The 22,070-nt window shown below is 76.4% G+C and carries 17 protein-coding genes; 8 read left to right on the top strand and 9 right to left on the bottom strand.

Going from position 1 to position 22,070, the window contains the following annotated elements; translation table 11 throughout:
* Window positions 1-36: 36 nt before the first annotated feature.
* The 6 genes from OG715_RS35875 (at window position 37) to OG715_RS35850 (ending at window position 4,147) form a co-directional block, all read left to right on the top strand.
* A complete protein-coding gene (locus OG715_RS35875) occupies window positions 37-471 on the top strand; it encodes a cupin domain-containing protein (protein WP_266273102.1) in 435 nt (144 codons plus the stop codon).
* Window positions 468-1,727: a beta-ketoacyl-[acyl-carrier-protein] synthase family protein gene (locus OG715_RS35870; RefSeq protein ID WP_266273103.1), complete on the top strand. Its 1,260-nt coding sequence runs from the start codon at window positions 468-470 to the stop codon at window positions 1,725-1,727. Before OG715_RS35875 ends, OG715_RS35870 begins: the two co-directional genes overlap by 4 nt.
* 5 nt (window positions 1,728-1,732) lie before the next feature.
* A complete protein-coding gene (locus OG715_RS35865; protein WP_266273104.1) occupies window positions 1,733-2,974 on the top strand; it encodes a beta-ketoacyl synthase N-terminal-like domain-containing protein in 1,242 nt (413 codons plus the stop codon).
* A gap of 86 nt (window positions 2,975-3,060) precedes the next feature.
* Entirely contained in the window at window positions 3,061-3,321 is a 261-nt protein-coding gene (locus OG715_RS35860; protein WP_266273105.1) for an acyl carrier protein, read from the top strand.
* Window position 3,322: 1 nt separating this feature from the next.
* Window positions 3,323-3,778, top strand: a complete 456-nt coding sequence (locus OG715_RS35855) for an SRPBCC family protein (RefSeq protein WP_266273106.1) — start codon at window positions 3,323-3,325, stop codon at window positions 3,776-3,778.
* A gap of 39 nt (window positions 3,779-3,817) precedes the next feature.
* On the top strand, window positions 3,818-4,147 hold the full coding sequence (locus OG715_RS35850) for a TcmI family type II polyketide cyclase (protein WP_266274578.1): 330 nt from the start codon (window positions 3,818-3,820) through the stop codon (window positions 4,145-4,147).
* Between the two features lie 143 nt (window positions 4,148-4,290).
* On the opposite strand, the gene OG715_RS35845 is transcribed toward OG715_RS35850, so the two are convergent.
* The 9 genes from OG715_RS35845 to OG715_RS35805 form a co-directional block, all read right to left on the bottom strand.
* Window positions 4,291-7,164 carry a condensation domain-containing protein gene (locus OG715_RS35845; RefSeq protein WP_266273107.1) on the bottom strand — a complete coding sequence of 958 codons (2,874 nt, stop codon included), beginning with the start codon at window positions 7,162-7,164 and terminating at the stop codon, window positions 4,291-4,293.
* The gene (locus OG715_RS35840; RefSeq protein ID WP_266273108.1) at window positions 7,161-9,077 is read right to left on the bottom strand and encodes a non-ribosomal peptide synthetase; all 1,917 of its coding nucleotides are present in this window, start codon (window positions 9,075-9,077) and stop codon (window positions 7,161-7,163) included. The genes OG715_RS35845 and OG715_RS35840 overlap by 4 nt, the downstream gene beginning before the upstream one ends.
* A gap of 79 nt (window positions 9,078-9,156) precedes the next feature.
* On the bottom strand, window positions 9,157-11,043 hold the full coding sequence (locus OG715_RS35835) for a non-ribosomal peptide synthetase (RefSeq protein ID WP_266273109.1): 1,887 nt from the start codon (window positions 11,041-11,043) through the stop codon (window positions 9,157-9,159).
* A 39-nt stretch (window positions 11,044-11,082) separates the two neighbouring features.
* The gene (locus tag OG715_RS35830) at window positions 11,083-12,315 is read right to left on the bottom strand and encodes an acyl-CoA dehydrogenase family protein (protein WP_266273111.1); all 1,233 of its coding nucleotides are present in this window, start codon (window positions 12,313-12,315) and stop codon (window positions 11,083-11,085) included.
* Window positions 12,312-15,497, bottom strand: a complete 3,186-nt coding sequence (locus tag OG715_RS35825; protein WP_266273112.1) for a non-ribosomal peptide synthetase — start codon at window positions 15,495-15,497, stop codon at window positions 12,312-12,314. Before OG715_RS35825 ends, OG715_RS35830 begins: the two co-directional genes overlap by 4 nt.
* 233 nt (window positions 15,498-15,730) lie before the next feature.
* Window positions 15,731-17,089 carry a non-ribosomal peptide synthetase gene (locus tag OG715_RS35820; protein WP_266273114.1) on the bottom strand — a complete coding sequence of 453 codons (1,359 nt, stop codon included), beginning with the start codon at window positions 17,087-17,089 and terminating at the stop codon, window positions 15,731-15,733.
* 71 nt (window positions 17,090-17,160) lie between these two features.
* Complete coding sequence (locus OG715_RS35815; protein ID WP_266273115.1) at window positions 17,161-18,528, bottom strand: MFS transporter; 1,368 nt, start codon at window positions 18,526-18,528, stop codon at window positions 17,161-17,163.
* Between the two features lie 397 nt (window positions 18,529-18,925).
* Window positions 18,926-19,864 carry a hypothetical protein gene (locus OG715_RS35810; RefSeq protein WP_266273117.1) on the bottom strand — a complete coding sequence of 313 codons (939 nt, stop codon included), beginning with the start codon at window positions 19,862-19,864 and terminating at the stop codon, window positions 18,926-18,928.
* 139 nt (window positions 19,865-20,003) lie between these two features.
* Window positions 20,004-20,456 carry a PPOX class F420-dependent oxidoreductase gene (locus OG715_RS35805; protein WP_266273119.1) on the bottom strand — a complete coding sequence of 151 codons (453 nt, stop codon included), beginning with the start codon at window positions 20,454-20,456 and terminating at the stop codon, window positions 20,004-20,006.
* 251 nt (window positions 20,457-20,707) lie between these two features.
* Between OG715_RS35805 and OG715_RS35800 the strand changes: the two genes are divergently transcribed.
* Entirely contained in the window at window positions 20,708-21,133 is a 426-nt protein-coding gene (locus OG715_RS35800; protein ID WP_266273120.1) for a hypothetical protein, read from the top strand.
* 139 nt (window positions 21,134-21,272) lie between these two features.
* On the top strand, window positions 21,273-22,007 hold the full coding sequence (locus OG715_RS35795) for a class F sortase (protein WP_266273121.1): 735 nt from the start codon (window positions 21,273-21,275) through the stop codon (window positions 22,005-22,007).
* The last annotated feature ends 63 nt before the right edge of the window (window positions 22,008-22,070 follow it).

Here is a 22,070-nt window from a genome sequence, read left to right as displayed (position 1 = left end):
CCACCCGGTGGAACACCCGGCAAGAAGGAAGAAACCATGTCCACGCAGTACCCACGGATCGTGAACGTCTCCGAGGCCCCGGAGAACCGCCGGCGCGGCGGAGACCTGCGCGCCATGCTCACCCCTGCCACCTGCGGCGCCACCAGCGGGTTCATGGGCCTGGCCATCGTGGAGCCCGGCGAGCGGATCGGCGAGCACTACCACCCGTACTCCGAGGAGTTCGTCTTCGTCGTCACCGGCGACCTGGAGGTGGACCTGGACGGCGAGACCCGGATCCTCAAGCCCGAACAGGGGCTGATGATCCCGATCAACATGCGCCACCGGTTCCGCAACGTCGGCGACAGCGTGGCCAAGATGGTCTTCCACCTCGGCCCGCTGGCACCGCGCCCCGAACTCGGCCACGTCGACACCGAGGAGACCGGGGCGGCGGTCAACGCCGGGCCGCCGGAACACGCCAAGGTGGCCTCGTGAGCCGCCGACGGGTCGCCGTCACCGGAATCGGCGTGGTCGCGCCCGGTGGGGTCGGGGTCCCGGCGTTCTGGGACCTCCTCACCGCCGGGCGGACGGCGACCCGCGGCATCACGCTCTTCGACCCCGCCGGGTTCCGCTCCCGGATCGCCGCCGAGTGCGACTTCGACCCGGCGGCCCACGGGCTCGGCCCGGACGAGGTCCAACGGGCCGACCGCTACGTCCAGTTCGCGATGGTGGCGGCGGACGAGGCGATCAGCGACGCCGGACTCGACCTGGCCGCCGAGGACCCGTGGCGGATCGGCGTCTCGCTCGGCACCGCCGTCGGCGGCACCACCCGGCTGGAGCACGACTACGCCCTGGTCAGCGCCGGCGGCGCCCGCTGGGACGTCGACCACCGGCTCGCCGAACCGCAGCTGCACCGGGCCTTCGCGCCCAGCACGCTCGCCTCGGCGGTCGCCGAGCGGACCGGCGCCCACGGACCGGTGCAGACCGTCTCCACCGGCTGCACCTCCGGCCTGGACGCCATCGGCTACGCCTTCCAGACGGTCGAGGACGGCCGGGCCGACATCTGCATCACCGGGGCCTCGGACTCGCCGATCTCACCGATCACCGTCGCCTGCTTCGACGCCATCAAGGCCACCAGCGAACGCAACGACGACCCGGCACACGCCTCCCGGCCGTTCGACGCCCACCGGGACGGATTCGTGCTCGGCGAGGGCGGCGCCGTCCTGGTGCTGGAGGAACTGGAGCACGCCCGGCGGCGCGGCGCCCGGATCTACGGCGAGATCGGGGGCTTCGCCACCTTCGGCAACGCCTACCACATGACCGGCCTCACCCAGGAGGGGCTGGAGATGTCCAGGGCGATCGACCAGGCGCTCGCCCACGCCCGGATCGACCGCACCGACGTCGACTACGTCAACGCGCACGGCTCGGGCACCAAGCAGAACGACCGGCACGAGACGGCGGCCGTGAAGCGCTCGCTCGGCGAGCACGCCTACCGGACGCCGATGAGCTCGATCAAGTCGATGGTCGGGCACTCGCTCGGCGCGATCGGCGCGATCGAGGTGGTCGCCTGCACCCTCGCACTGGACCGGGGCGTGGTGCCGCCCACCGCCAACTACGAGACACCCGACCCGGAGTGCGACCTGGACTACGTGCCGCGCACCGCCCGGGAGACGCCGCTGCGCCACATCCTCTCGGTCGGCAGCGGCTTCGGCGGATTCCAGTCCGCCGTCGTGCTCACGAGAACGGGGTGAGATCCATGACGTCACGTCAACAGGAACGCCGGGCGGTGATCACCGGCCTGGGTGTGGTGGCACCGAACGGCGTCGGGGCCGATGCCTTCTGGAAGGCCACCAGGCAGGGCGTGAGCGTCCTCGACCGGATATCCCGCGAGGGCTGTGCGGACCTCCCGCTGCGCGTCGCGGGCCAGGTGCGGGACTTCGACCCGCAGGCCGTCATCGACAGCCGCTACCTGGTGCAGACCGACCGGTTCACGCACTACGCGATGGCCGCCGCCGACCAGGCGGTGGCGGACGCCGGATTCGTCGCCGATCCCGAGAACCCCTACGCGGTCGGCGTGGTGACCGCGGCCGGCTCCGGCGGCGGCGAGTTCGGCCAGGGCGAGCTCCAGCAACTGTGGGGCAAGGGGCCGCAGTTCGTCGGCCCCTACCAGTCCATCGCCTGGTTCTACGCGGCCAGCACCGGCCAGGTGTCGATCCGCGGCGGCTACAAGGGCCCGTGCGGGGTGGTGGCCAGCGACGAGGCCGGCGGACTGGACGCGATCGCGCACGGCGCCCGGTCCGTCGCGCACGGCACCGACGCGGTGGTGGTCGGCGCCGCCGAGGCCCCGCTCGCGCCGTACTCGATGGTCTGCCAGCTCGGCTACCCCGAACTGAGCCTGTCCGACCGGCCCGACCGGGCCTACCTGCCGTTCTCCCCCGACGCGGCCGGCTTCGCCCCCGCCGAGGGCGGCGCGATGCTGCTGCTGGAGGACGAGGCCACCGCCCGCCGGCGCGGAGCCGCCGTCCGGGCATACGTCGCCGGGCACGGCGCCACCTTCACCGGCGCCTCCCGCTGGGCGGAGTCCCGCGAGGGCCTGGCGGCGGCGATCCGGATCGCCCTCGACCGGGCCAGGATCTCGCCGGAGGAGGTGGACGTGGTCTTCGCCGACGCCCTCGGCATCCCGGCCGCGGACCGCGCCGAGGCGCTCGCGCTGGCGGACGCGCTCGGCCCCTACGCCGAGCGGGTCCCGGTCACCGCCCCCAAGTCCGGTACCGGGCGGGCCTACTGCGGCGCGCCGCCGCTGGACACGGTGGCCGCCGTGCTCGCCATGGAGGACGGCGTCCTGCCGCCCACCCCGAACGTCACCGAGGTCGCCCACGGCCTGGCCCTGGTGACCGGCCGCGCCCGCCCGGCCGAACTGCGCACCGCCCTGGTGCTCAGCCGCGGGCTGATGGGCTCCAACTCGGCGCTGGTGCTGCGGCGCGGCGAACCGGACTGACCCCGCCGCCGGTCCGCCCTCCCGCGGCACGCCCACGCTCCACGCTCCACCGCTCAAGCACTCGCTCGCTACGAAGGGACACCCCCGTGAGCAACACCCTCAACTATCCCCAACTCGCGGAACTCATCCGGGCCCGGGCCGGCGTCGAGATCGACCCGGTCGAACTGGAGCGGCCCGGCGCCGATTTCGACGAGTTCGGCGTGGACTCCCTCGGCCTGCTCGGCGTGGTCGGCGAGCTGGAGAACCGGCACGGAGTGAAGGTCACCAACGGCGCGGAGTCGGCCAAGACCCCGGCCGAGTTCCTGGCCCTGGTCAACTCCGCCGTGACCGCGAAGGCGGGTGCCTGAGATGCCCGGACACACGGACAACGAGATCGTCATCGCGGCCCCGCTCGACCTGGTCTGGGAGATCACCAACGACCTGGAGAACTGGCCGCAGCTGTTCAGCGAGTACGCCTCGGTCGAGGTGCTGGAGCGGGACGGCGACCGGGTCACCTTCCGGCTGACCATGCACCCGGACGACGACGGCAAGATCTGGAGCTGGGTCTCCGAGCGCACCACCGACCGCTCCGAGCTGGAGGTGCGGGCCCGGCGCGTCGAACCCGGCCCGTTCGAGTACATGGACATCCACTGGGAGTACTCGGAGGTGCCGTCCGGCACCCGGATGCGCTGGGTGCAGGACTTCGCGATGAAGCCCACCGCGCCCGTCGACGACGACGGCATGGTCAACCACATCAACCGCAACTCCCGGATCCAGCTGCAGCTGATCCGCGAGAAGGTCGAGAAGAAGGCCGCGGAGCTCTGAGCCATGACGTCTCCCACGACCGAGAACCGGACCACGGGGATCCACCGTGCCCTGATCGTCGCCCGGATGAAGCCCGACGGGGCCACCGGCATCGCCGAGGCCTTCGCCGACTCCGACAACCGGGGTGAACTCCCCCATCTGATCGGCGTCACCGGGCGCAGCCTGTTCCAGTTCGGCGATGTCTACCTGCACCTCATCGAGGCGGACCGACCGCCGGGACCGGCCGTCGCCCAGGTGGTCGGCCACCCCGAGTTCCGCTCCCTCAGCGACACGCTGACCGCCTACGTCCAGGCGTACGACCCGGCCACCTGGCGGGGGCCGAAGGACGCGATGGCGCGGGAGTTCTACCGCTGGGAGCGCCGCGGCTGAGCACGTACCGGTGACACGACGAGCGGACACCCCGCGGGCCTCGGGCCCCGGGGTGTCCGCTCGTGCGGGCGGCTCGTGCGCCGCCGTCGGAGCGTCCGTGCGTCCCGGCGGGCAGCGCTGTCAGTGCGTCGCGGCGGGCGCGGTCAGTGCGTCCCGGCGGGCAGTGCCGTCATCGCGGCGAGCACGGCGCGCCAGTCCTCGCCGGGCTCGGGGGTCAGCGGTCCGGCGAGCGCGTCGGCCCGGTAGGACCAGGGGCGCAGCAGCTCGGCCTCGGCGTCCGGGCCGTGCGCGACGGTGCTCGACGAGCCGAGCAGCCGGACCAGTTCGGCGCTGAAGTCGGCCCAGGAGACATGGCCGGTGACGGCGTTGACGATCCGGCCGGGCGCGTCGCCGAGGCTCGCCGTCACCGCCCGGGCCAGGGCCGCGGAGTGCACCCAGCTCGCCCCGGCCCACCCGGCCGCGGGATCCGGCAGCAGGATCGGGCGGCCGGCCAGCGCGGCCTGGTAGAGCGCGCCGGTGGCGCCCCAGCGGAGCTGGTCGCGCAGCCGCCGGTGCGGGCCCCAGACGATCGGCGAGCGGACCACCGCGACCGGGCCGGGCGCCGACGGGGCGGCGTCCAGCAGGATCCGCTCGCAGTCGAGCTTGGCCTGCCCGTACGGGGTGAGCGGCCCGGCCGAGGGCCCGCCCTCGGGGACCTCCCCGGGCTCCGGCCGGCCGTAGGCGTCGATGCTGCTGACGAAGACGAACCCGCCGGTGCCGCGCCAGCCCTCGACCAGGATGCGCATGGCGGCGAGGTCGACGGCGTGCTCGGTGAAGGTGCAGGCGGCGTGGATCACGGTCTCCGCGCCCTCGACGGCCCGGCGCAGGCTGTCCGGGTCGGCGAGGTCCCCCTCGGCGACCTCCACTCCGGCCCCGGCCACCAGATGGGCCGACTCGGGGCGGACCAGGGCGCGCACGGGGCGGCCCTGGGCGACGAGCTCCTGGAGCAGGGCGGCACCGACGCCGCCGCTGGCGCCGGTGAGCAGCACCGTCCCGGCCCGGGCGGCGGGGGCGGCCCCGGTGCCGGAGGCGGGGCGGCGGGCGCCGCTGCCGCGTTCGGCGGCGCGTTCGGCCAGCAGGGCGGCCAGGGCGCGGGGGGTCCGCCGCTCCAGCACGTCCAGGCCGGTCAGCGGCAGGCCGAGGCGCGCGCGGAGCCGCTCCGCGAGTTGCACGGCCACCAGTGAGTGGCCGCCCAGGCCGAAGAAGTCGCCCTCGGCGGGCGGCCGGGTGCCGAGCAGCTCGGCGAAGACCTCGCGCACGGTGTCCAGGTGGGCGGTGGGCGCGCCGGGGAGCCGGCCGGGGTCGAGGGCCCCGTCGGATCCGCGCGGGATGCGGTCCAGCAGGGTGACGGAGAGCGGCAGCGCGCCGGGGTCCGCGAGCCGGCGGCGGAGGGCGGCGCGCAGCTCGGCGCCACTGGGGGCGACCGGGCCGCTGACGGTCGCGTAGGCGAGGGCGGGGCCGTGCTCGGCGACGTGCAGGGCGGCGTCGGTGACCCGGGGGTCGGCGAGCAGGGCCGCGACGACGGCGGGGTGGTGGTCGCCGATCGGCTGCTCATCGGTGGGCCGCTCGTCGAGGAGCCGCTCGCCAGGGAGGCGGGACAGCGGGCGGTCGGCGTCGGCGGCGACGGCCGTCAGCAGGTCGGCGAAGACGGCGTGCAACCGGCCGGCGGTGGCCGCGTCCAGGGCGGCCGGGTCGTGCTGGAGCAGGCAGCGCGGCCTCGGACCGTCCTCGACCAGCAGGGTCAGGCCGAACTTGGCAAGCCCGAGGTCGACCTCCACCGCCTCGGCGGTGAGGCCCGGCAGCGTCAGCGGCTCGGCCGGGTGGACCAGGTCGCAGCTGACGGCGAGCAGCGGGGTGCCGTCAGCACCCCGGGCGGCGGCGCCCAGGCGCTCGACGACCAGGTCGAAGGGCACCTCGTGGTGCTCCTGGGCGTCCAGCAGGGCGGTGCGGACGACGGCCAGCAGCTCGGTGAAGGCCGGGTCGCCGTCGGGCTCGGGCAGCCGGGCGCGGACCGGCAGGGTGTTGACCTGGAGGCCGATCAGCCGCCGCAGTTCGGGCCGGGCCCGGTGGCCGCCGGCGCAGCCGAGCACCAGGTCGGAGCCGCCGGTGGCGGCGCGCAGGGCCGCGAAGGCGGCGGTCAGGACGACGGTGAACGCGGTCGCGCCGTGCCGGGCGCCGAGCCGGCGCAGTCCGTCCAGGGTGTCGGCGGTGAGCGGCGCGCTGTGCAGGACGGCGCGGCGTTCTGGGGTGCCGGGCGGGACGGGGCGCAGCAGCGGCAGCGGTCCGGCGCCGGTGAGCCGGGCGGCCCGGGCGGCGGCCGCTTCGGCGAGCCGGTCGTCGCGGGCGCGTTCCCAGCGGGCGTAGTCGGCGTACTGGAGTTCCGGTTCGGGCAGCTCGGCCGCGCGGCCCTCGGCGGCGGCCGCGTACAGGGCGCCGAGTTCCTCGGCGAGGACGGGCAGCGAGCCGCCGTCCACCGCGATGTGATGGATCGTCAGCAGCAGGGTGTGCTCGTCCGGGGCGTGCCGCAGCAGCAGCGCGTGCAGGGCGGGGCCGGTGGCGAGGTCGAACGGGCGGGCCGCCTCGGCCCGCAGCAGGGCGGCGGCCTCCTCGGGGGTGGCGTCCCGGACCGGGAGCGGGACCGGGGCGGGCGGGGCGGGCTCCTGGTGCGGCCGGTCGTCCTGGTGGCCGTAGCGGGTGCGCAGGATGTGGTGGCGGGCGGTGAGGCCGGTCAGGGCGGTGGCGAGGGCGTCCCGGTCCAGCGGGCCGGTCAGCCGGGTGGCGAGGGGGACGTGGTAGCGGGGGCCGCCCTGGCCGAGGCGGTCCATCAGCCACATCCGCTGCTGGGCGTGGGAGAGCGGGGCCGGGCCGGGGGCGGTGCCGCGCGGGACGGGGCCGGCGGCCGGGGTGCCGGGCGCGGGCGTCCTGGTGCGGCCCCGGGCCCGGCGGAGCAGTTCGGCCTGGTCGATCGGGGCGGTCATCGGGTGGGCTCCTGGGAGTGGGCACCGGCGGTCACGAGGTCGGGGTCGACCGCGGTCGCACCGGAGGAATCGGCCGCGAGCAGGGCGCGTTCGATCAGGGCGGCCTGACCGGCCACCGTGGGCCGGCTCAGGAAGTCGCCGAGCGGCAGCTCGACGCCCAGGTCCTCGCGGAGGTCGTCGACCACCCACATGGCGAGCAGCGAGTGGCCGCCCAGGGCGAAGAACTCCGCCTCGGGGGTGGTCACTTCGGTCTCCAGGGCGCGCGACCAGGCGGCCGCGACGACCTGCTCGATCGGGCCGAGGGAGGCGGGCCCGGCGACGAGGCCGACGCGGCCGACGGGACCAGCAGGATCGGCGACGGGCGCGGCGTCCTGGGCCGGCTCCTCCTCGGCGGCCAGCGCGCGGCGGTCGACCTTGCCGCTGCCGGTGAGCGGGAGGGTGTCCAGCACCGTCCAGGCGGTGGGCACCAGATGGGCCGGGAGGCGCTCGGCGAGCTGTCGGCGCAGCGACTCGGCTGCCGGGCGGACGCCCTCGGCGGGGACCACGAAGGCGGTGAGCGCGGCGTCCTCGCGCCCCGCGCGGCGCACCACCACGGCGGCCTCGGCGACCTCGGGCAGGCCGCACAGCGCGTGCTCGACCTCGCCGGGCTCGATCCGGTAACCGCGGACCTTCACCTGGTCGTCCAGGCGGCCGTGGAAGTCCAGGGTGCCGTCGGGCCGCCGGGAGACCAGGTCACCGGTGGCGTACGCCCTTCCCAGGCCGGGGAGTTCGACGAAGCGCTCGGCCGTCAGCGCGGGCCGGCCGAGGTAGCCGAGCGCCAGCCGCCCGGTCAGCCAGAGTTCGCCGCGGGTGCCGTCCGGGACGGGCCGGCGGTCCTGGTCGAGGACGGCGGCGCCGGTGCCGCCGAAGGGGCGGCCGATCGGCACCGGGCCCGCGCAGTCGGCGGGCCGGACGCGGTGCAGGGTGGCGAAGGTGGTGGCCTCGGTCGGGCCGTAGCCGTTGACCAGTTCGAGCCACGGGTAGGTCCGCAGCACGGCCCCGGCGTGCTCGGCCGCGAGCGCCTCGCCGCCGACCACGATGTGCCGCAGCACACCGAAGATCCGTGAGCCGCGCGCGGCGAGCTGGTGGAACAGGGCGGTGGCGAGCACGGCGTGGGTGACGCCGAACCGCTCGACGTCGCGGGCGAGTTCCTCCGCGCTGGGGCGTTCGGCGGTCGGCACGGCGAGCGCGGCGCCGTTGGCCAGCGGGCCCCAGAGCTCCAGGGTGGAGAGGTCGAACCCGGCGGAGGTGCGGACCAGCATCCGGTCGCCGGGCCGCAGCACGACCCCGTCGGTGGCGGTGACCAGCTCGGCGACGGCGTGGTGCGGCACCAGTACGCCCTTGGGGCGCCCGGTGGAGCCGGAGGTGAAGTAGACGACGGCGGCGGCGGCCGGGTCGGGGTCGACCGGGGCGGGCCCGTGCCCGTCGTCACCGGTCCCGGTGGGTCCGGTCTCGGTGAGCACCAGCGAGCGGTCCTCGGTCAGGTCGAGTTCGGCGAGCAGCGCCTTGTCGCCGAGGGTGAGCCGGACGGCGGCGTCGTCGAGCATCGCGGTGAGGCGCGCGGCCGGGTAGGCCGGGTCGAGCGGCAGCACGTGGCCGCCGGCCCACCAGACGGCGAGGTGGGCGACGGCGATCCGGCTGCCGCGGGCGCAGAGCACGCCGACGGCGCTGCCGGGGGCAACCCCGCGGGCGGTCAGCTCGGCGGCCAACCGCCGGGCGTTGTCGACGAGTTCGCGGTAGGTCAGGGTGGTGGTGCCGTCGGTGACGGCGAGCGCCTCGGGGCGCTCGGCGGCCTGCCGGGCGACCAGCGCCGGGACGGTGGCGGGCGCGGCGGCCAGGTCGGCGGGACCGGCGGCGGAGCGGGAGGGAGTCATAGGAGGTCAGCCTTCCGGGCGCCCCGGCGGTGGGCCGGGGCGCCGTGCGACGGTGGGCGGGAGAGGGGGCGGCGGCCGGTCAGCCCGCGGCGGCGCCCGGACGGCGCTCGTCGACCAGCCGGGCCACCGCGCGCAGGTCGGGCTGGCGCAGCAGCACCGGAGCCTTCAGCCGGACCCCGAACTCCTCCTCCAGGGCGGCGAGCAGCCGCGCGGCGGTGACCGACGTCCCTCCCGCGTCCAGGAAGTTGTCCGAGGGGTCGAGGTCGCTCCGGCCGAGCAGGCCGGCGCAGATCCGGAGCAGCGTCCGCTCGGTCGGCGTGGCGGCCCCGTCGGCCCCGGACCCGACGGAGCGCTCGGCGCCCTGCTGGGCCTCGGCCTCCTCCGCCTTGAGCAGCGCGGCCCGGTCGATCTTGCCGTTGGCGTCCAGCGGGAAGCCGTCGACCAGCCGGAGCACGCTCGGCACCGCCTGCTCGGGCAGCCAGGGCCGCACCGCCGCCAGCAGTTCGGCGCCGTCCACCGGGCCGCCCTCGGTCACGGGCTGGGCGAAGGCGAGCAGTTGGGCGCCGCCGACCGGGGCCGGGCGGGCGATCACGGCGGCGCGCCGCACCCGGGGGTCGCGCTCCAGGGCGGCCTCGACCTCGGCCGGTTCGATCCGCACCCCGCTGACCTTGACCTGGTCGTCCAGCCGGCCGAGGAACTCCAGCACGCCGTCCGCGCGCATCAGCACCCGGTCGCCGGTGCGGTAGACCCGGTCGGTGCCGTCGAGGTCGTCGGGCGCGGAGACGAAGCGCTCGGCGGTCAGGCCCGCGTCGAGGTAGCCGATGGCCAGGCCCTGGCCGCCGATCCGCAGTTCACCGGCCTCGCCGCGCGGCAGCGGGCGGCCGTTCTCGTCCGCGACCAGGACGATCGCGCCGGGGACTGGCCGGCCGATCGGCGGCGCCCCGGCGCCGTGCTCGGCGCCCGGGGCCATGCTGTGCACGGTGGTGGTGACGGTCGCCTCGGCCGGGCCGTAGGCGTTGTGGACGGTCGCGGTGACGTCCGGGCCGGGGGTGCGGCGCAGCCGGTCGCCGCCGACGGTGAGATGGCGCAGCGGCAGGTCGGCGGGCCACGGCCGGTCGAGGACGGGCTCGGCGAGCGGGGTGGGCAGCACGCCGACGGTGATGCCGGCGGTGCGCCACCAGTCGGTGAGCGCGGCCGGGTCCCAGCGGACGGCCTCGGGAGCGACGCAGAGCGCCGCGCCGGAGGTGAGACCGGCCCACAGCTCCATCAGGTGCGGGTCGAAGGAGACGCCGATGAGCAGGCTGTGCCGGTCGCCCGGGCCGAGGCCGGTCAGTTCGCGGTACCAGGTGAGCAGGGCGCCGAGCGCGGTCTGGCCGACGGCGACGGCCTTCGGCAGGCCGGTGGAGCCGGAGGTGAGCACGGTGTACTGGGTGCCTCTGGGGGCGCGGACGGCCTCCGCGCCGTCCGTGCCCGCGCCGTCGGCGGACTCGGCGAAGGCGGCCACGATCCCGGTCGCGCCCGGGGCGGTCACCGGGTGGTGCCGGCCGTCCCGGTGGGCGGGCGGCAGCAGCGCCGGGTCCCCGATCAGGCAGGCGGGGCGCAGCTGTTCGGCGACGGCCCGGAGCCGGCGCTCGCCGGGGCGCGGGCCGAGCGGCAGGTGGACGGCACCGATCCGGGCGACGGCCACGGTGGCGGCGACCAGGGCGGCGGAGTGGTCGAGGCAGAGGCCGACCAGGTCGCCGGGGCGGACCCGCCCGGCCAGCTGCCCGGCGATCCCGTCGGCGAGGCGGTCGAGTTCGGCGTAGCTCAGGGTGAGCCCGCCGTCGATCAGCGCGGGCGCGTCCGGGGTGCGGCGGGCCCAGCTGGTGAAGAGGTCGAGCACGGCGCCGTCGCGGTGCGGGCGGCCGTAGGCGACGGAGAGGCCGGGCAGAAGGCCGGACAGGGGCCGGTCCTGGATGGTGGTCATGACGGGGTCCTCCGGACGTCGATGGATGGTCGGTACGGGTCAGCCCAGGCCCATGGCCCGGGCCACGATCACCTTCTGGACCTCGGAGGTCCCTTCGATGATGGTGGTCATCCGGACGTAGCGGTAGAGGTACTCCAGCGGGTGGCCCCGCACCCAGCCCGTGGCGCCGTGCACCTGGAGCGCGCGGTCGACGGCCCGGACGGCGGTCTCGGAGGAGGTCAGCTTGGCGAGCGCGGCGTTCTCGGGCGCCTCGGTGCCCTCGTCGACGAGCCGGGCACAGGCGAGGGTGAGCAGCTTGGCGGCCTCGACCTCGGCGCGGGTGCGCACCAGGTGGTCCTGGATGTGCTGGTAGTCGCCGATCGGCTGCCCGAAGGCCTGCCGCTCGCGGGCGTACTCGACGCCGAGCCGCAGCGCGTACTCGGCGATGCCGTCGCACATCGCGGCGACCACCAGCCGGCCCCGGGAGAGGCTGTCCATGGCGAGCCCGGTGGCGGCGCCGATGCCGTCCTCGCCGCCGATCACCGAGGCCGCCGGGGCGTGCAGCCGGTCGAGCACCAGCTCGAACAGCGGCTCCCCGGACATGCCCTCGTAGCGCTGGCCGATGCGCAGCCCCGGGTGGTCCATCGGGAGGACGAAGGCGGTGGCGCCGGCGGTCGGCCCGGCGCCGTCGCCGAGGTCGGTGGCGGCGACCACGAGCGCGAGGTCGGCGCGGTCGGCGTTGCTGACGAAGGTCTTGCGGCCGTTCAGCAGCCAGCCGTCGCCGTCGCGGACGGCGGTGGTGGTGAGCCGGAACGCGTCGGAACCGGCCTGCGGTTCGGTGAGCGCGAGGCAGCGGGTGCGCTCGCCGCGGACCAGCGGGAGCAGGTGGCGCTCGATCTGCTCGGGGGTGCCGTGCCGCAGCAGCGGGCTGGGCCCGTCGGAGCCGGCCAGCGCGTAGGGGGCGAGCGGGCAGCCGCTGCGCCCGGCGGCGTGGTGGAGCAGCACCACGGCGGTGAACGGCATGCCGGAGCCGCCGAGTTCCTCCGGGTAGTCGCCGGCGTAGAAGCCGAGGGCGGCGGAGCGCTTGCGGACATAGGTCCGCAGGTCGACCGGCGGCTGTTCGGCGGACTCCGCCAACTCGGCGGCGAGCGGTTCGAGTTCGCGGCGCACGAAACTCTCGAAGGCGGCCACGAGTTCGCGGTGCTCGGCCTCCAGGACGGCGGACGGCGCGGAGAGGCCGGTGCCGGTGGCGGGGCGGGCGGCGGCGGTGGGGCCGGGGGCGGTGAGGGTCACTGCTGGGCTCCGGTGAGGGCGCGGGCCTGGTCGGCCAGGACGGGGTGCTGGAAGAGGGTGCGCAGCGGGGGCCGGTTGCCGAGGCGCGGCTCCAGCCAGGCGGCGAGCCGGGCGGCGAGCAGCGAGTGGCCGCCGACCTCGAAGAAGTGCGAGTCCGGGGCGAACCGGTCGTGGCCGAGCACCTCCCGCCAGGCTTCGGCGATCATCTGCTGGGCGGGGTCGGTGAAGGCCGACGGGGCCGCCTCGGGCGGGGCGCCCACGGGTGCCTCGGCGGCCAGCCGGGCGAGGGCCGTCCGGTCCGGCTTGCCGCCGGGCAGCAGCGGCATGGCGTCGAGCGCGGTCCAGCTCGCCGGGACCAGTCCGGCGGGCAGCCGGCGGGCCAGGGCCGCGTGCAGGGCGGCCTGGTCGGGCTGCGGGCCGCCGTCGAGGAAGCCGAGCAGGCGCGGTCCGGCGCTGTCGTCCCGGTGCAGCAGGACGGCGCAGGAGCGGCCGCCGAGTTCGGCGGAGGCGGCGGCCTCGATCTCCTCCAGCTCGATCCGGAAGCCGCGCAGCTTGACCTGGTTGTCCTGGCGGCCGAGGAAGCGCAGCTGTCCGTCGAGGTCGCGGTAGCCGCGGTCGCCGGTGCGGTAGACGCGCTCGCCGCCGAGGGCCGGGACGGCCGGGAAGCGGGCCCCGGTGACGTCCGGCAGGCCGAGGTAGCCGTCGGCCAGGGCCGCTCCCCCGACGGCGAGTTCGCCGACGGCGCCGGGCGGCAGCGGCTGGCCGCCGGTGTCCAGGACGTACATCCGGACGCCGGGGAGTTCGGTGCCGAGCGGGATCTCGGCGCTGTCGTCGGTCCCTTCGGTCCCGTCGGCTGCCGTACCGGCGGCGGCCGGGGCCAGCTCGGCCGCGGTGAGCTCGTGCACGGTGGAGGTGACGGTGGCCTCGGTGACGCCGTAGGCGTTGAGGACGGTGACGGCGGTGCCCTCGGTCAGCCCTCGCAGGGCGCGGGCCGGCAGCCGTTCGCCGCCGAGCACGAGCAGGCGCGGCGCCCAGCGGCCGTCCGCCAGCGCCTCGCGCAGGTCCTCGCGGACGGCGAGCGCGTAGCTGGTCGGCAGGTTGGCGACGGTGACACCGCGGGCGGCCAGGACGGCGACCAGCTCGGGCCCGGTCGGGACCTCGCGCTGCGGCAGCACCAGGGCGGCGCCGGCCACCAGCGAGGGCAGCACCTCCTCCAGTGCCACGTCGAAGGACGGCCGGGCGAACAGCAGCACCCGGTCGGTCGGGCCCAGGCCGTAACGGGCGGTCACGGCGGTCAGGTACCGGGCCAGCGCGGTGCGGCCGACCAGGACCGGCTTGGGCACACCGGTGGAGCCGGAGGTGTGGATCACATAGGCGGCGCCGTCGAGCACGGCGGCCGGGCGGGCCTCCGGGAAGGCCGGGCCGTCCAGCAGGGCCGGGACGGTGTCGGCGGGCAGGGCGAGGGCGCTCTGCCGGCTGGCCAGCACCAGGGCCGGGGCGAGCCGTTCCAGCAGCAGGGCCAGCCTGGCCTGCGGGTCCTCGGCGGAGAGCGGGGCGTACACCGCGCCGAGGCGCAGGCAGGCGAGCAGGGCGACGACGCTGTCGACGCCGCGCGGCAGCACGGTGGCGACCGGCTGCCCGGGGGTCACCCCCGCGGCGCGCAGGCGCTCGACCAGCTCGCCGACCCGGCGGTCGAGGTCGCCGTAGCTCAGCCGCTCGGAACCGGCGAGCAGGGCGAGCGCGGTGGGGTCGTGGACGGCGGCCGGGTCGAGGCCGGCCGGCTCGGGCAGCGCGTCGGCACCGGCGTCCGCGACGGCGCCGGTCGTGACGCCGGCCGTGGCGGGCGTCGTCGCGAGGTCGGCGAGCAGGGCGTCCGGGCCGTCGAGGTAGCCGCGCAGCAGGTCGAGCAGCCGCTCGGAGAGCAGGGTGGCGATCTTCTCGCCGAACAGGTCGGCGTCGTAGTCCCAGACCAGGGTCATCCCGGCCGCGCCGTGCTTCTCGCCGACCACCCGGCGGTCGTCGGGCAGCAGGACGAGGTCGAGGTCGAAGCGGGTGGTGCCGGTGTTGAAGCCCTCGTAGAGCGAGACCTCCAGGCCGGGGGCCTGCACATCGGGCAGCGGCGCGTCGTGCGCGCTGAACATCACGCTGAACAGCGGGTTGTCGGCGCCGCTGGTGTGCCGGCCGAGCGCGCGGGTCAACTCCTGGACCGGCACGTCCTGGTGGGGCAGCGCGCGGAACAGCACATCGGTCACGTCGTCCACCGCCTCGGTGCCCGGCGCGGCCGGGTCCAGCCGCAGGCGCAGCGGCACGGTGTTGACGAACATCCCGACGGTGCCCTCGAAGCCGGGCGGCCGGTTGCCGACGGCGGTGCCGACCATCAGTTCCCGGTGGCCGCTGTGCCGGCGCAGCAGTTCGGCGAAGAGGGTGAGCAGGGTGGAGAACGGGGTGTGGCCGTCGGCCTTGGCCCGCTCGCGCAGCCGCTCGGCGAGGTCGGCGCCGATCGACTGGCGCAGCTGGCCGCCGCGGTGGCGGCGGCCCGCACCGGGGCGGGCCAGGCCCGGCAGCGCGAGGTCGAGCGGGGCATCCGCCAACTCCTGCTTCCAGAAGGCGAGTCCGCGCTCGCGGCCCGCCTCCCGGACGGCTTCGGCGGCGTGCACGTGCTCCTCGTAGGAGGGCGCGGCGGGCAGGGTCACGGCGTCGGACTCGCCGAGGACGTGGGCGCGGTAGACGGTGAAGAGGTCGCGCAGCAGGATCGCGAACGAGTGGCCGTCGTGGATGAGATGGTGCTCGACGTGGATCAGCCGGTGGTGGTCGTCGCCGATCCGGACCAGGTGCCAGCGCAGCAGCGGGGCGTCGGTGGTGTCCAGCGGCTCCTCGGCCTCGGCGGCCAGCAGGGTCCGGAACGCCGCTTCGGGGTCGGCCCCGGTGCTGAGGTCGCTGGTGCGCAGCCGCGGCTCGGTCCGGGCGCCGACCCGCTGGAGCGGCAACCCCTCGGTGCGGGTGACCAGTTCCAGCCGCAGGCCGGGGTGGTGGGCGAGCACGGCGGTGAGGCCGGCCCGGAGCGCGTCGGTGTCGAGCGGCCCCCAGAGATCGAGGGCGGCGGTGAAGTTGTAGGCGCGACTGCCGGGCTGCATCTGCTCGTGCAGCCAGACGATCTCCTGCGAAGAGGAGAGTGCGAACATGGGCAACTCCCAGGTGGTGTCGGGTTGTTGATTCGGTTCGACAGCTCGGGGCGGGCACTGTGGGGCCTGCCCCGGGGCCGGGACCCGCCGGGGGTCGGTGGCGGGCCCGGCGGGGTGGTCGGGGTCAGTCGAGTGTGGTCGGGGTCAGTCGGGGGTGGTCGCGCCGGACCGGCCGACCGGCAGGTGCGGCAGTCGGCGAGTGCGGCGGTCCGGGGCAGGAACGGCCCGGTGGGTCAGGCCCCGGCGCCGAGGTGGTGGCGCAGGGTCGCGAGCAGCGCCGCGAAGGCCGCCTCCGCTGCGGTGTCCGAGTAGCGCTCGCGGTCCCAGGCCAGCCGGACCAGGAGGTCCTCGCCATGGGAGGCGGAGACCGCGATCGGCGCGGCGAGCGGACGGCCCGCGAGATGGACCTCGCGCCCGGCGGTCCCGCCCAGCACCAGCGGCGGCCGGCGGTGCAGGTCCTCGAAGGTGAGCAGTCCGTCGAGCGCGCCGGACCAGCTCGCCCCGGCGGAGCGGGCCGCCCGCACCACCTCGTCGTACGGGGTGTCCGCGTGGTCGAGGTCGTCCCACCACTCGGCGCCGAGCGCGTCGAGCGGGCGGGGCGGGCCGGGCGGCGCGGGGTGGACCAGGGTGTTGAGGAAGCAGCCGAGCACGGGCGCGGTGTCGGCGGGCCGACCGCCCCACGGGTAGCCGAGCGCGAGCACCCGGTCGCCGCCGTCGAGCCGGTGCGCGGCGGCGGCCACGGCGTCCAGCAGGGCCGGGAAGACACCGCTCCGGGCGGCGCCGGTCACGGCGGGCAGCCGGTCCACGGCCATACCGGTCGACCGGGCCGCCCCGTCCGGACCGGTCCCCTCCGGGGCGTCGGCGAGAGCGCCGAGCCGGGCGGCCCAGTGGCGCTGGGCGGCCTCGCTCGCGGCCCGCGCCTCGGCGTCCAACTGGCCCTCCACCGCGGCGCGGTAGGTATCGACGGCCTCGGCCTGCCCCGCGCCGGGGGCGTGCTCGCCGCCGTCGGGGTCGGCGTAGGCGGCGCCGAGCCCCTCGGTGACCAGGCCGAGCGACTGCTCGTCGCAGGCGGCGTGGTCCAGGGCGACGGCGAGCAGTTCCTCCTCGTCCTGCGGTCCGGCCGCCAGCAGCAGCCGCAGCGCCGGTCCGTCGGTCGGCCAGTCCAGCAGCGCCCGCAGCAGCGCGGCCCGGGCCGGCCCGTCCGGCAGCGCGGCCCCGGCGGCCTCGTCGGCGGTGCCGGCTCCGGGACCGGACGGGTCCACCGGCACCCGGACCACCTCGACGGAGGGCTCGCCGAGCCGCAGCACCGGCGTACCGCGCAGCACCGTGAACTCGCCGCACAGCGCCGGGTGCTGGTGGGCCAGTCGCAACGCTGCGCGGCGCAGCCGGGGCAGGTCGACGGTGCCGCGGGGGAAGGCGAAGAACAGCGGGACGATGTCCGTCCGGGCCAGCCGGTCCCGGTGCCGGGTGATCAGGAAGCGGCGCTGGGCGCCGGTGAGCGGGAGCAGCGGCGCCGGGTCGGGGCCGGTCCCGGCGGCGGAGGCGAGGGACCGGTAGCGGGTGAGGTAGGCGGCCGTGATGCTGGAGTGCACGGGAGGGTCTCCGCTTTCAGGTCGGGGCGTCGGTGGATCGGAGTGGTTCCGGGCCCGGTCGGGCGGCGCGCTCAGCGGGCCCTTCCGGCGTCGGCGGCGTCGCGCCCGGCGACACCTTCGGCGGCCGGGTCCCCGTCCGCGTCGGGCGGCGCGTCCGCCGTCGGGCCGTCGTCCGCGGCCCCGTCCTCCGGCGGCGCGGACGGCAGGTCCCGCATCCCGCGCAGCGGCGAGAACAGCAGCGGCACCGGCACCACCAGAAAGCCCGCCGCGCAGAGCCAGAGCGCGGTGCGCGGACCGGCCTGCTCCGCGACGGCGCCGCCGAGCAGGGCGCCGAGCGGCAGGGTGCCCCAGACCAGGAACCGCATGGTGGCGTTCATCCGGCCGAGCAGCCGGGGCGGGCAGAGGCCCTGCCGGAAGCTCACCTGGGCGACGTTGTAGACCACGGCGCCGAACAGCACCGCCACCCCGCCGACGGCGAACAGCACCGCCCCGGCGGCGCCGTCCGCGAGCGGCCAGAGCAGCGCGAACGGGCCGGTGACCAGCGGGGCGAGCCAGATCAGCCGGGCCTGCCCGATCCGTGCGGCAAGCCGGCCCGCGCACAGCGCACCGGCGAGCCCGCCGACCGCCGAGACCGAGAGCAGTACCCCGATCGCGGCCGGCGAGAGGTCCAGCACCCGTACCCAGAAGACGGTCTGCACGGCCATCAGCACCGCGCTGAACAGGTTGGACGCCGCGGTGGTGGCGGCGATCACCCGCAGCAGCGGGTGACCCAGCACGAACCGCAGGCCCTCGGCGACCTCGGCGCGCAGCGAACGCCCGGGCTCGGGCTCGGGCAGCCGCTCCTCGGCCCGGATCCGGGAGAGCAGGGCCGCCGAGGCGAGGAAGCCGAACGCGTCGGCGACGATCGCCAGCGGGGCGCCGAGCAGTTGGACCAGCCCCCCGCCCAGGCCGGGTCCGGCGATCTGCGCCGAGGAGCGCACCGTCTCGATCGCCCCGTTCCCCGCCACCAGGCGGTCGCGCGGCAGCAGCACCGGCAGGAAGGACTGGTGGGCGACGTCGAAGAAGACCGTCGCCACCCCGGTGACCAGGGCCACCAGGTAGAGCTGGAGCAGGCCGAGCACGTCGAGCGCGGCGGCCACCGGGACAGAGCCGACGGCGAGGCAGCGCAGCACGTCGGCGCGGACCAGGACGGGAAGCTTGCGCATCCGGTCCAGCCAGGCGCCGGCGGGCAGGCCGACCAGGAGGAAGGCGGCGGTCTCGGCGGCGGTCAGCAGGCCGACCTGGAAGGGCGTGGCATCGAGTTCCACCACTGCCACCAGGGGCAGTGCGACCAGGGTGACCTGACTTCCCGCCTGCGCCGCGACGGCCCCCGAGAGCAGGAGGCGGAAGTCGCGGCGGGCCGACGGACCGGTACTGGGCAGGTGAGGCGTTTCGTTCATCAGTACGACCCTCGGTTACCGATTCGCTACAGGGCAACCGGCTGGCCGGATTCCGGCCCCCGCCCGAATCGACCGGATACCGCCGCTCGCTCAGCCTTCCCTCACCTGCCTCTTATCCGGCCGCCAGGGGCCGGAACGGCCACCCGCGGGCACGACCAGCGGTGTCGCGCCGACCGGTCTTCCCGTTCGGGATGTCCACTCGGGTGTCCGCTATTCGGACCGTGGATTTCAGCCAGCGGACGGCCGCACTCAACTTGGCCGGAACGCAGGGAGTGCTGACTTTCTGTCACCTGGCGGTGGTGCGGCCGTGATATCGGCACACGCGCGCGGCCCCCGGACCGCCCCTGGAACTCAAGGGGTCGGTCCGGGGGCCGCGGGGCCTGCCGAGGGGCGGGCGCTAGCCGAGGACGGCGTCCGGGGTGCGGCCCGCCTGGGCCTGCTCGATCCGGGTGACCAGCATCGCGGCCAGCCGCCGGGTGCCCGCCTGGTCCACCGGACCGCCCTCGGTGGTCACGGTGGCGACCACCGTGCCGGCGCGCAGCACGATCGCCACGCCGTCCCGGCCCGCCAGCTGGCCCTGGTACGCGCGGCTCTCCGTCCCCAGCAGGCCGATGTCGGCCGGGCCGTACTTGGTGGCGTCGGCGTAGGCGCCGTACGCCTCCTTGTACCGGTCCTGGGCCTGCGCCCGGCCGGGCAGGGTGTCGACGCCGAAGCGCACGACCACCTCGCCGGAGGCGAACCTCGCGCTGCCGCTCAGCGGCTTGCCCTTGCAGGGCGCGGCGGCCGTGCAGGTGGTGGCGTGGTCGGCGGTGTCGACCCGCCGCTTCTCCTCCTCCCAGCCGGTCATCGCCTTCTGGTCGGGCAGCAGCAGGGCGAGCAGCGCGGAGTCGAGCAGGGCGGTGTCCGAGTCGGGCCCGGTGGCCGGCTGTCCGGCCCCACCGGCCCCGCCCGTGGTCGCGGCCCCGGTCGTCGCCCCGGCGGCACCGGAACCGGTACCCGCCGTACCCGCCGCGCCGCCGGACGAGCCGCCCGCCGCCGCCCCCGGCGTGGCCGCGCCCGCACCGGCCGTACCGGCCGCCGGGGTACCGCCGGCCGCCGCACCGCCGCCGGCCGCGTCGCCCGACGGCGTCGCGGTCCCGGTCCCGGCCGCCGCCGAGGGCGCGCCGGTGCCTCCGGCGGCCGCGTCGGCCGTCGTCCCGGGGCTCGCCGACGCGCCCGCCGTGCCCTTCGCCGCGTTCTCGGAGCTCGTCGAGCTCCCGGAACCGCAGGCGGCCAATGCCGCCAGCAGCGCGCCCGTCGCCGCCGCGGCGGCCACCTTCCGACCGGCCGTGCCCATGTGCGCCCCTCTCGTGTCCGTGGCCCCTCAAGATAGACGCGGCCCCGACCGAACGGTTCCCCGGGGCCGCCACCTCGGCGCCGCCACCTCGGGGAACGGCCGCTCCGGCAAGGCGGACCGGGCGGACCGGGCGGACGGCTCAGCCGAGACCGGCCGGGTCGCTCCCGGGGGCGCCCGGCGGCAGCGGCTCGACGCCCACCACCCGGCTGATCCTGGTCGGCTCGACCAGCACCACCACCCGCCGCTCCCCCGGGATGCCCCAGCCGTACCGCTCCACGCCGAGGTACGTGTGCGCCAGCCGGTCCATGTTCCGGACGGCCTCCTCGCCCTCCACGAACCGCACCGCCCGCCCCCGGATCTGCACCCGGTCGTACGGGTCCCCGGGGTCGGCGAGCGAGAGGCAGACCCGCGGGTCCCGCCGCAGATTGCGCTCCTTGACCCGCCCCACGGAGGTGTTGAACAGCAGCAGGTCCCCCTCCATCCCCACCCACATCGGGCTCACATGCGGCGAACCGTCGGCGTTGACCGTGCCGACGTACCAGATGTGCCCCGCCTCGACCCGCTCACGGACGTCCTTCGAGATCTCGACCATGTGCCGAGTCTGCCCGCGCGCCCGGGCGCCAGTCCCGCCGCTCGTACACACACCTCACCCGGATCGCCCAGGGCACTCGGGTGAACACGCCCGGGACTCCACTCGAAGGGGTCACCCGCCGGGCCGGGGCTGCCGCCCTCCGGTGGCAGCGGGCGCCAGGGTGGTTGACGGTGAATCAGGCGCCCACTCCGCGAGTCCCCCGCCCGATGATGTGTCGGCGATCGCGGTACCGCGCCGGAAGGATCATCATCATGCGTTCTGCACGCACCCTGCTCGCCGGAGCAGCCGTCGCCGCCGTCCTCACCGTCGGTGCCCCGCTCGCCTACGCCGACGGGGCCGCCGACCAGGGCAAGAACCTCACCTGGCAGGAGAAGCAGGACAAGGCCGCCTCCCCCGACGGCCAGAAGACCTGGGACGAGAAGCAGAAGGGCTCCTCCGCCACCGAGGAGAGCAAGGGCTCCGAGGGCAAGGGCTCGGAGAGCAAGGGATCCGAGGGCAAGAGCTACGAGAGCAAGGGCGAGGAGAAGACCCCGCACGGCGGCGTGCACACCGGTGGCGGCGGGCTCGCGCTCTCCGGCGGCGGCCTCGCCTCCGGCGCGGTCCTGCTGCTCGGCGGCCTCGGGGCGGGCGCGCTCGCCCTGCGCCGCGGCCGCCGCACCGCCGACGCCGCCATCTGACCGCGCGCCGTTCCCGCCGCCCCCCTGTCGTGGCCCGCGCCCCGCGCGCCGGTCACGACGGGGGCGTGCGGGGCGGCGCTCCGCCGTGTCCGGCCCGCGGCACCCCGAGCCCGGGCCGCCGAGAGGAGTACGAGCGACGATGGCCGGTCTGATCCCGGGTACGTCCCGGCTGCTGCGCGCGGGGATGGGCGCGGCCGCGGTCGGTCTGCTGCTGATCTACAACTCGGTGGACAGCGTCCCGGCGGACGACGCGGCGGCCGCCGCGGCCGCACCCCCGGCCGCTGCCGCGTCCGCCGCTCCGGGACCGGCCACGGGGGCGGCCACCGACCCCGCCGCCCCGGCCCCCGGCGCACCCGCGGGGGCCGCCGGGGCCGCACCCGCCGCACCGGTCAAGGCGGCGGCGCCGCTGAAGCGCTCCAAGCCGACCGGGCTGCGGATCCCGCAGCTCAACGTGGACGCCCCCTTCACCGAGCTCACCCTGAGCCCCGCCGGCCAGCTCAACGCCCCGCCGCCGGACGACAAGAACCTGGTCGGCTGGTACCGCGACGGCGTCACCCCCGGCGAGCGCGGTGCCGCCGTGGTCGCCGGACACGTCGACACCACCAAGGGCCCGGCCGTGTTCCTGCTGCTCAGCCTGATGCTGCCGGGCAACAAGGTGGAGGTCCGGCGGGCGGACGGCACGGTCGCGGTGTTCTCGGTGGACGCCGTCGAGACCTTCGCCAAGGACGCCTTCCCCGACCAGAAGGTCTACGGGAAGACGCCCGACGCCCAGCTCCGGCTGATCACCTGCGGCGGCACCTACGACAAGAAGCGCCGCGACTACCTGGACAACGTGGTGGTCTTCGCGCACCTGGAGTCCAGCCGCAAGGCCTGAACCCCGCTCCACGAGTCACGCACGACGCGGCCGCCGGTCCCCCCTCGGAAGGGGACCGGCGGC

Origin of the sequence: Kitasatospora purpeofusca, from assembly GCF_036010405.1 — a bacterium.
GTDB lineage: Bacteria > Actinomycetota > Actinomycetes > Streptomycetales > Streptomycetaceae > Kitasatospora > Kitasatospora purpeofusca.
This window is presented reverse-complemented; position numbering and strand designations above follow the sequence as displayed.

Coding starts and splice junctions, on each gene's coding strand:
- OG715_RS35875 (WP_266273102.1), top strand. CDS start 37: ATGTCCACGCAGTACCCACGGATCGTGAACGTCTCCGAGGCCCCGGAG.
- OG715_RS35865 (WP_266273104.1), top strand. CDS start 1,733: ATGACGTCACGTCAACAGGAACGCCGGGCGGTGATCACCGGCCTGGGT.
- OG715_RS35855 (WP_266273106.1), top strand. CDS start 3,323: ATGCCCGGACACACGGACAACGAGATCGTCATCGCGGCCCCGCTCGAC.
- OG715_RS35845 (WP_266273107.1), bottom strand. CDS start 7,164: ATGACCGCCCCGATCGACCAGGCCGAACTGCTCCGCCGGGCCCGGGGC.
- OG715_RS35840 (WP_266273108.1), bottom strand. CDS start 9,077: ATGACTCCCTCCCGCTCCGCCGCCGGTCCCGCCGACCTGGCCGCCGCG.
- OG715_RS35835 (WP_266273109.1), bottom strand. CDS start 11,043: ATGACCACCATCCAGGACCGGCCCCTGTCCGGCCTTCTGCCCGGCCTC.
- OG715_RS35825 (WP_266273112.1), bottom strand. CDS start 15,497: ATGTTCGCACTCTCCTCTTCGCAGGAGATCGTCTGGCTGCACGAGCAG.
- OG715_RS35815 (WP_266273115.1), bottom strand. CDS start 18,528: ATGAACGAAACGCCTCACCTGCCCAGTACCGGTCCGTCGGCCCGCCGC.
- OG715_RS35810 (WP_266273117.1), bottom strand. CDS start 19,864: ATGGGCACGGCCGGTCGGAAGGTGGCCGCCGCGGCGGCGACGGGCGCG.
- OG715_RS35805 (WP_266273119.1), bottom strand. CDS start 20,456: ATGGTCGAGATCTCGAAGGACGTCCGTGAGCGGGTCGAGGCGGGGCAC.
- OG715_RS35800 (WP_266273120.1), top strand. CDS start 20,708: ATGCGTTCTGCACGCACCCTGCTCGCCGGAGCAGCCGTCGCCGCCGTC.
- OG715_RS35795 (WP_266273121.1), top strand. CDS start 21,273: ATGGCCGGTCTGATCCCGGGTACGTCCCGGCTGCTGCGCGCGGGGATG.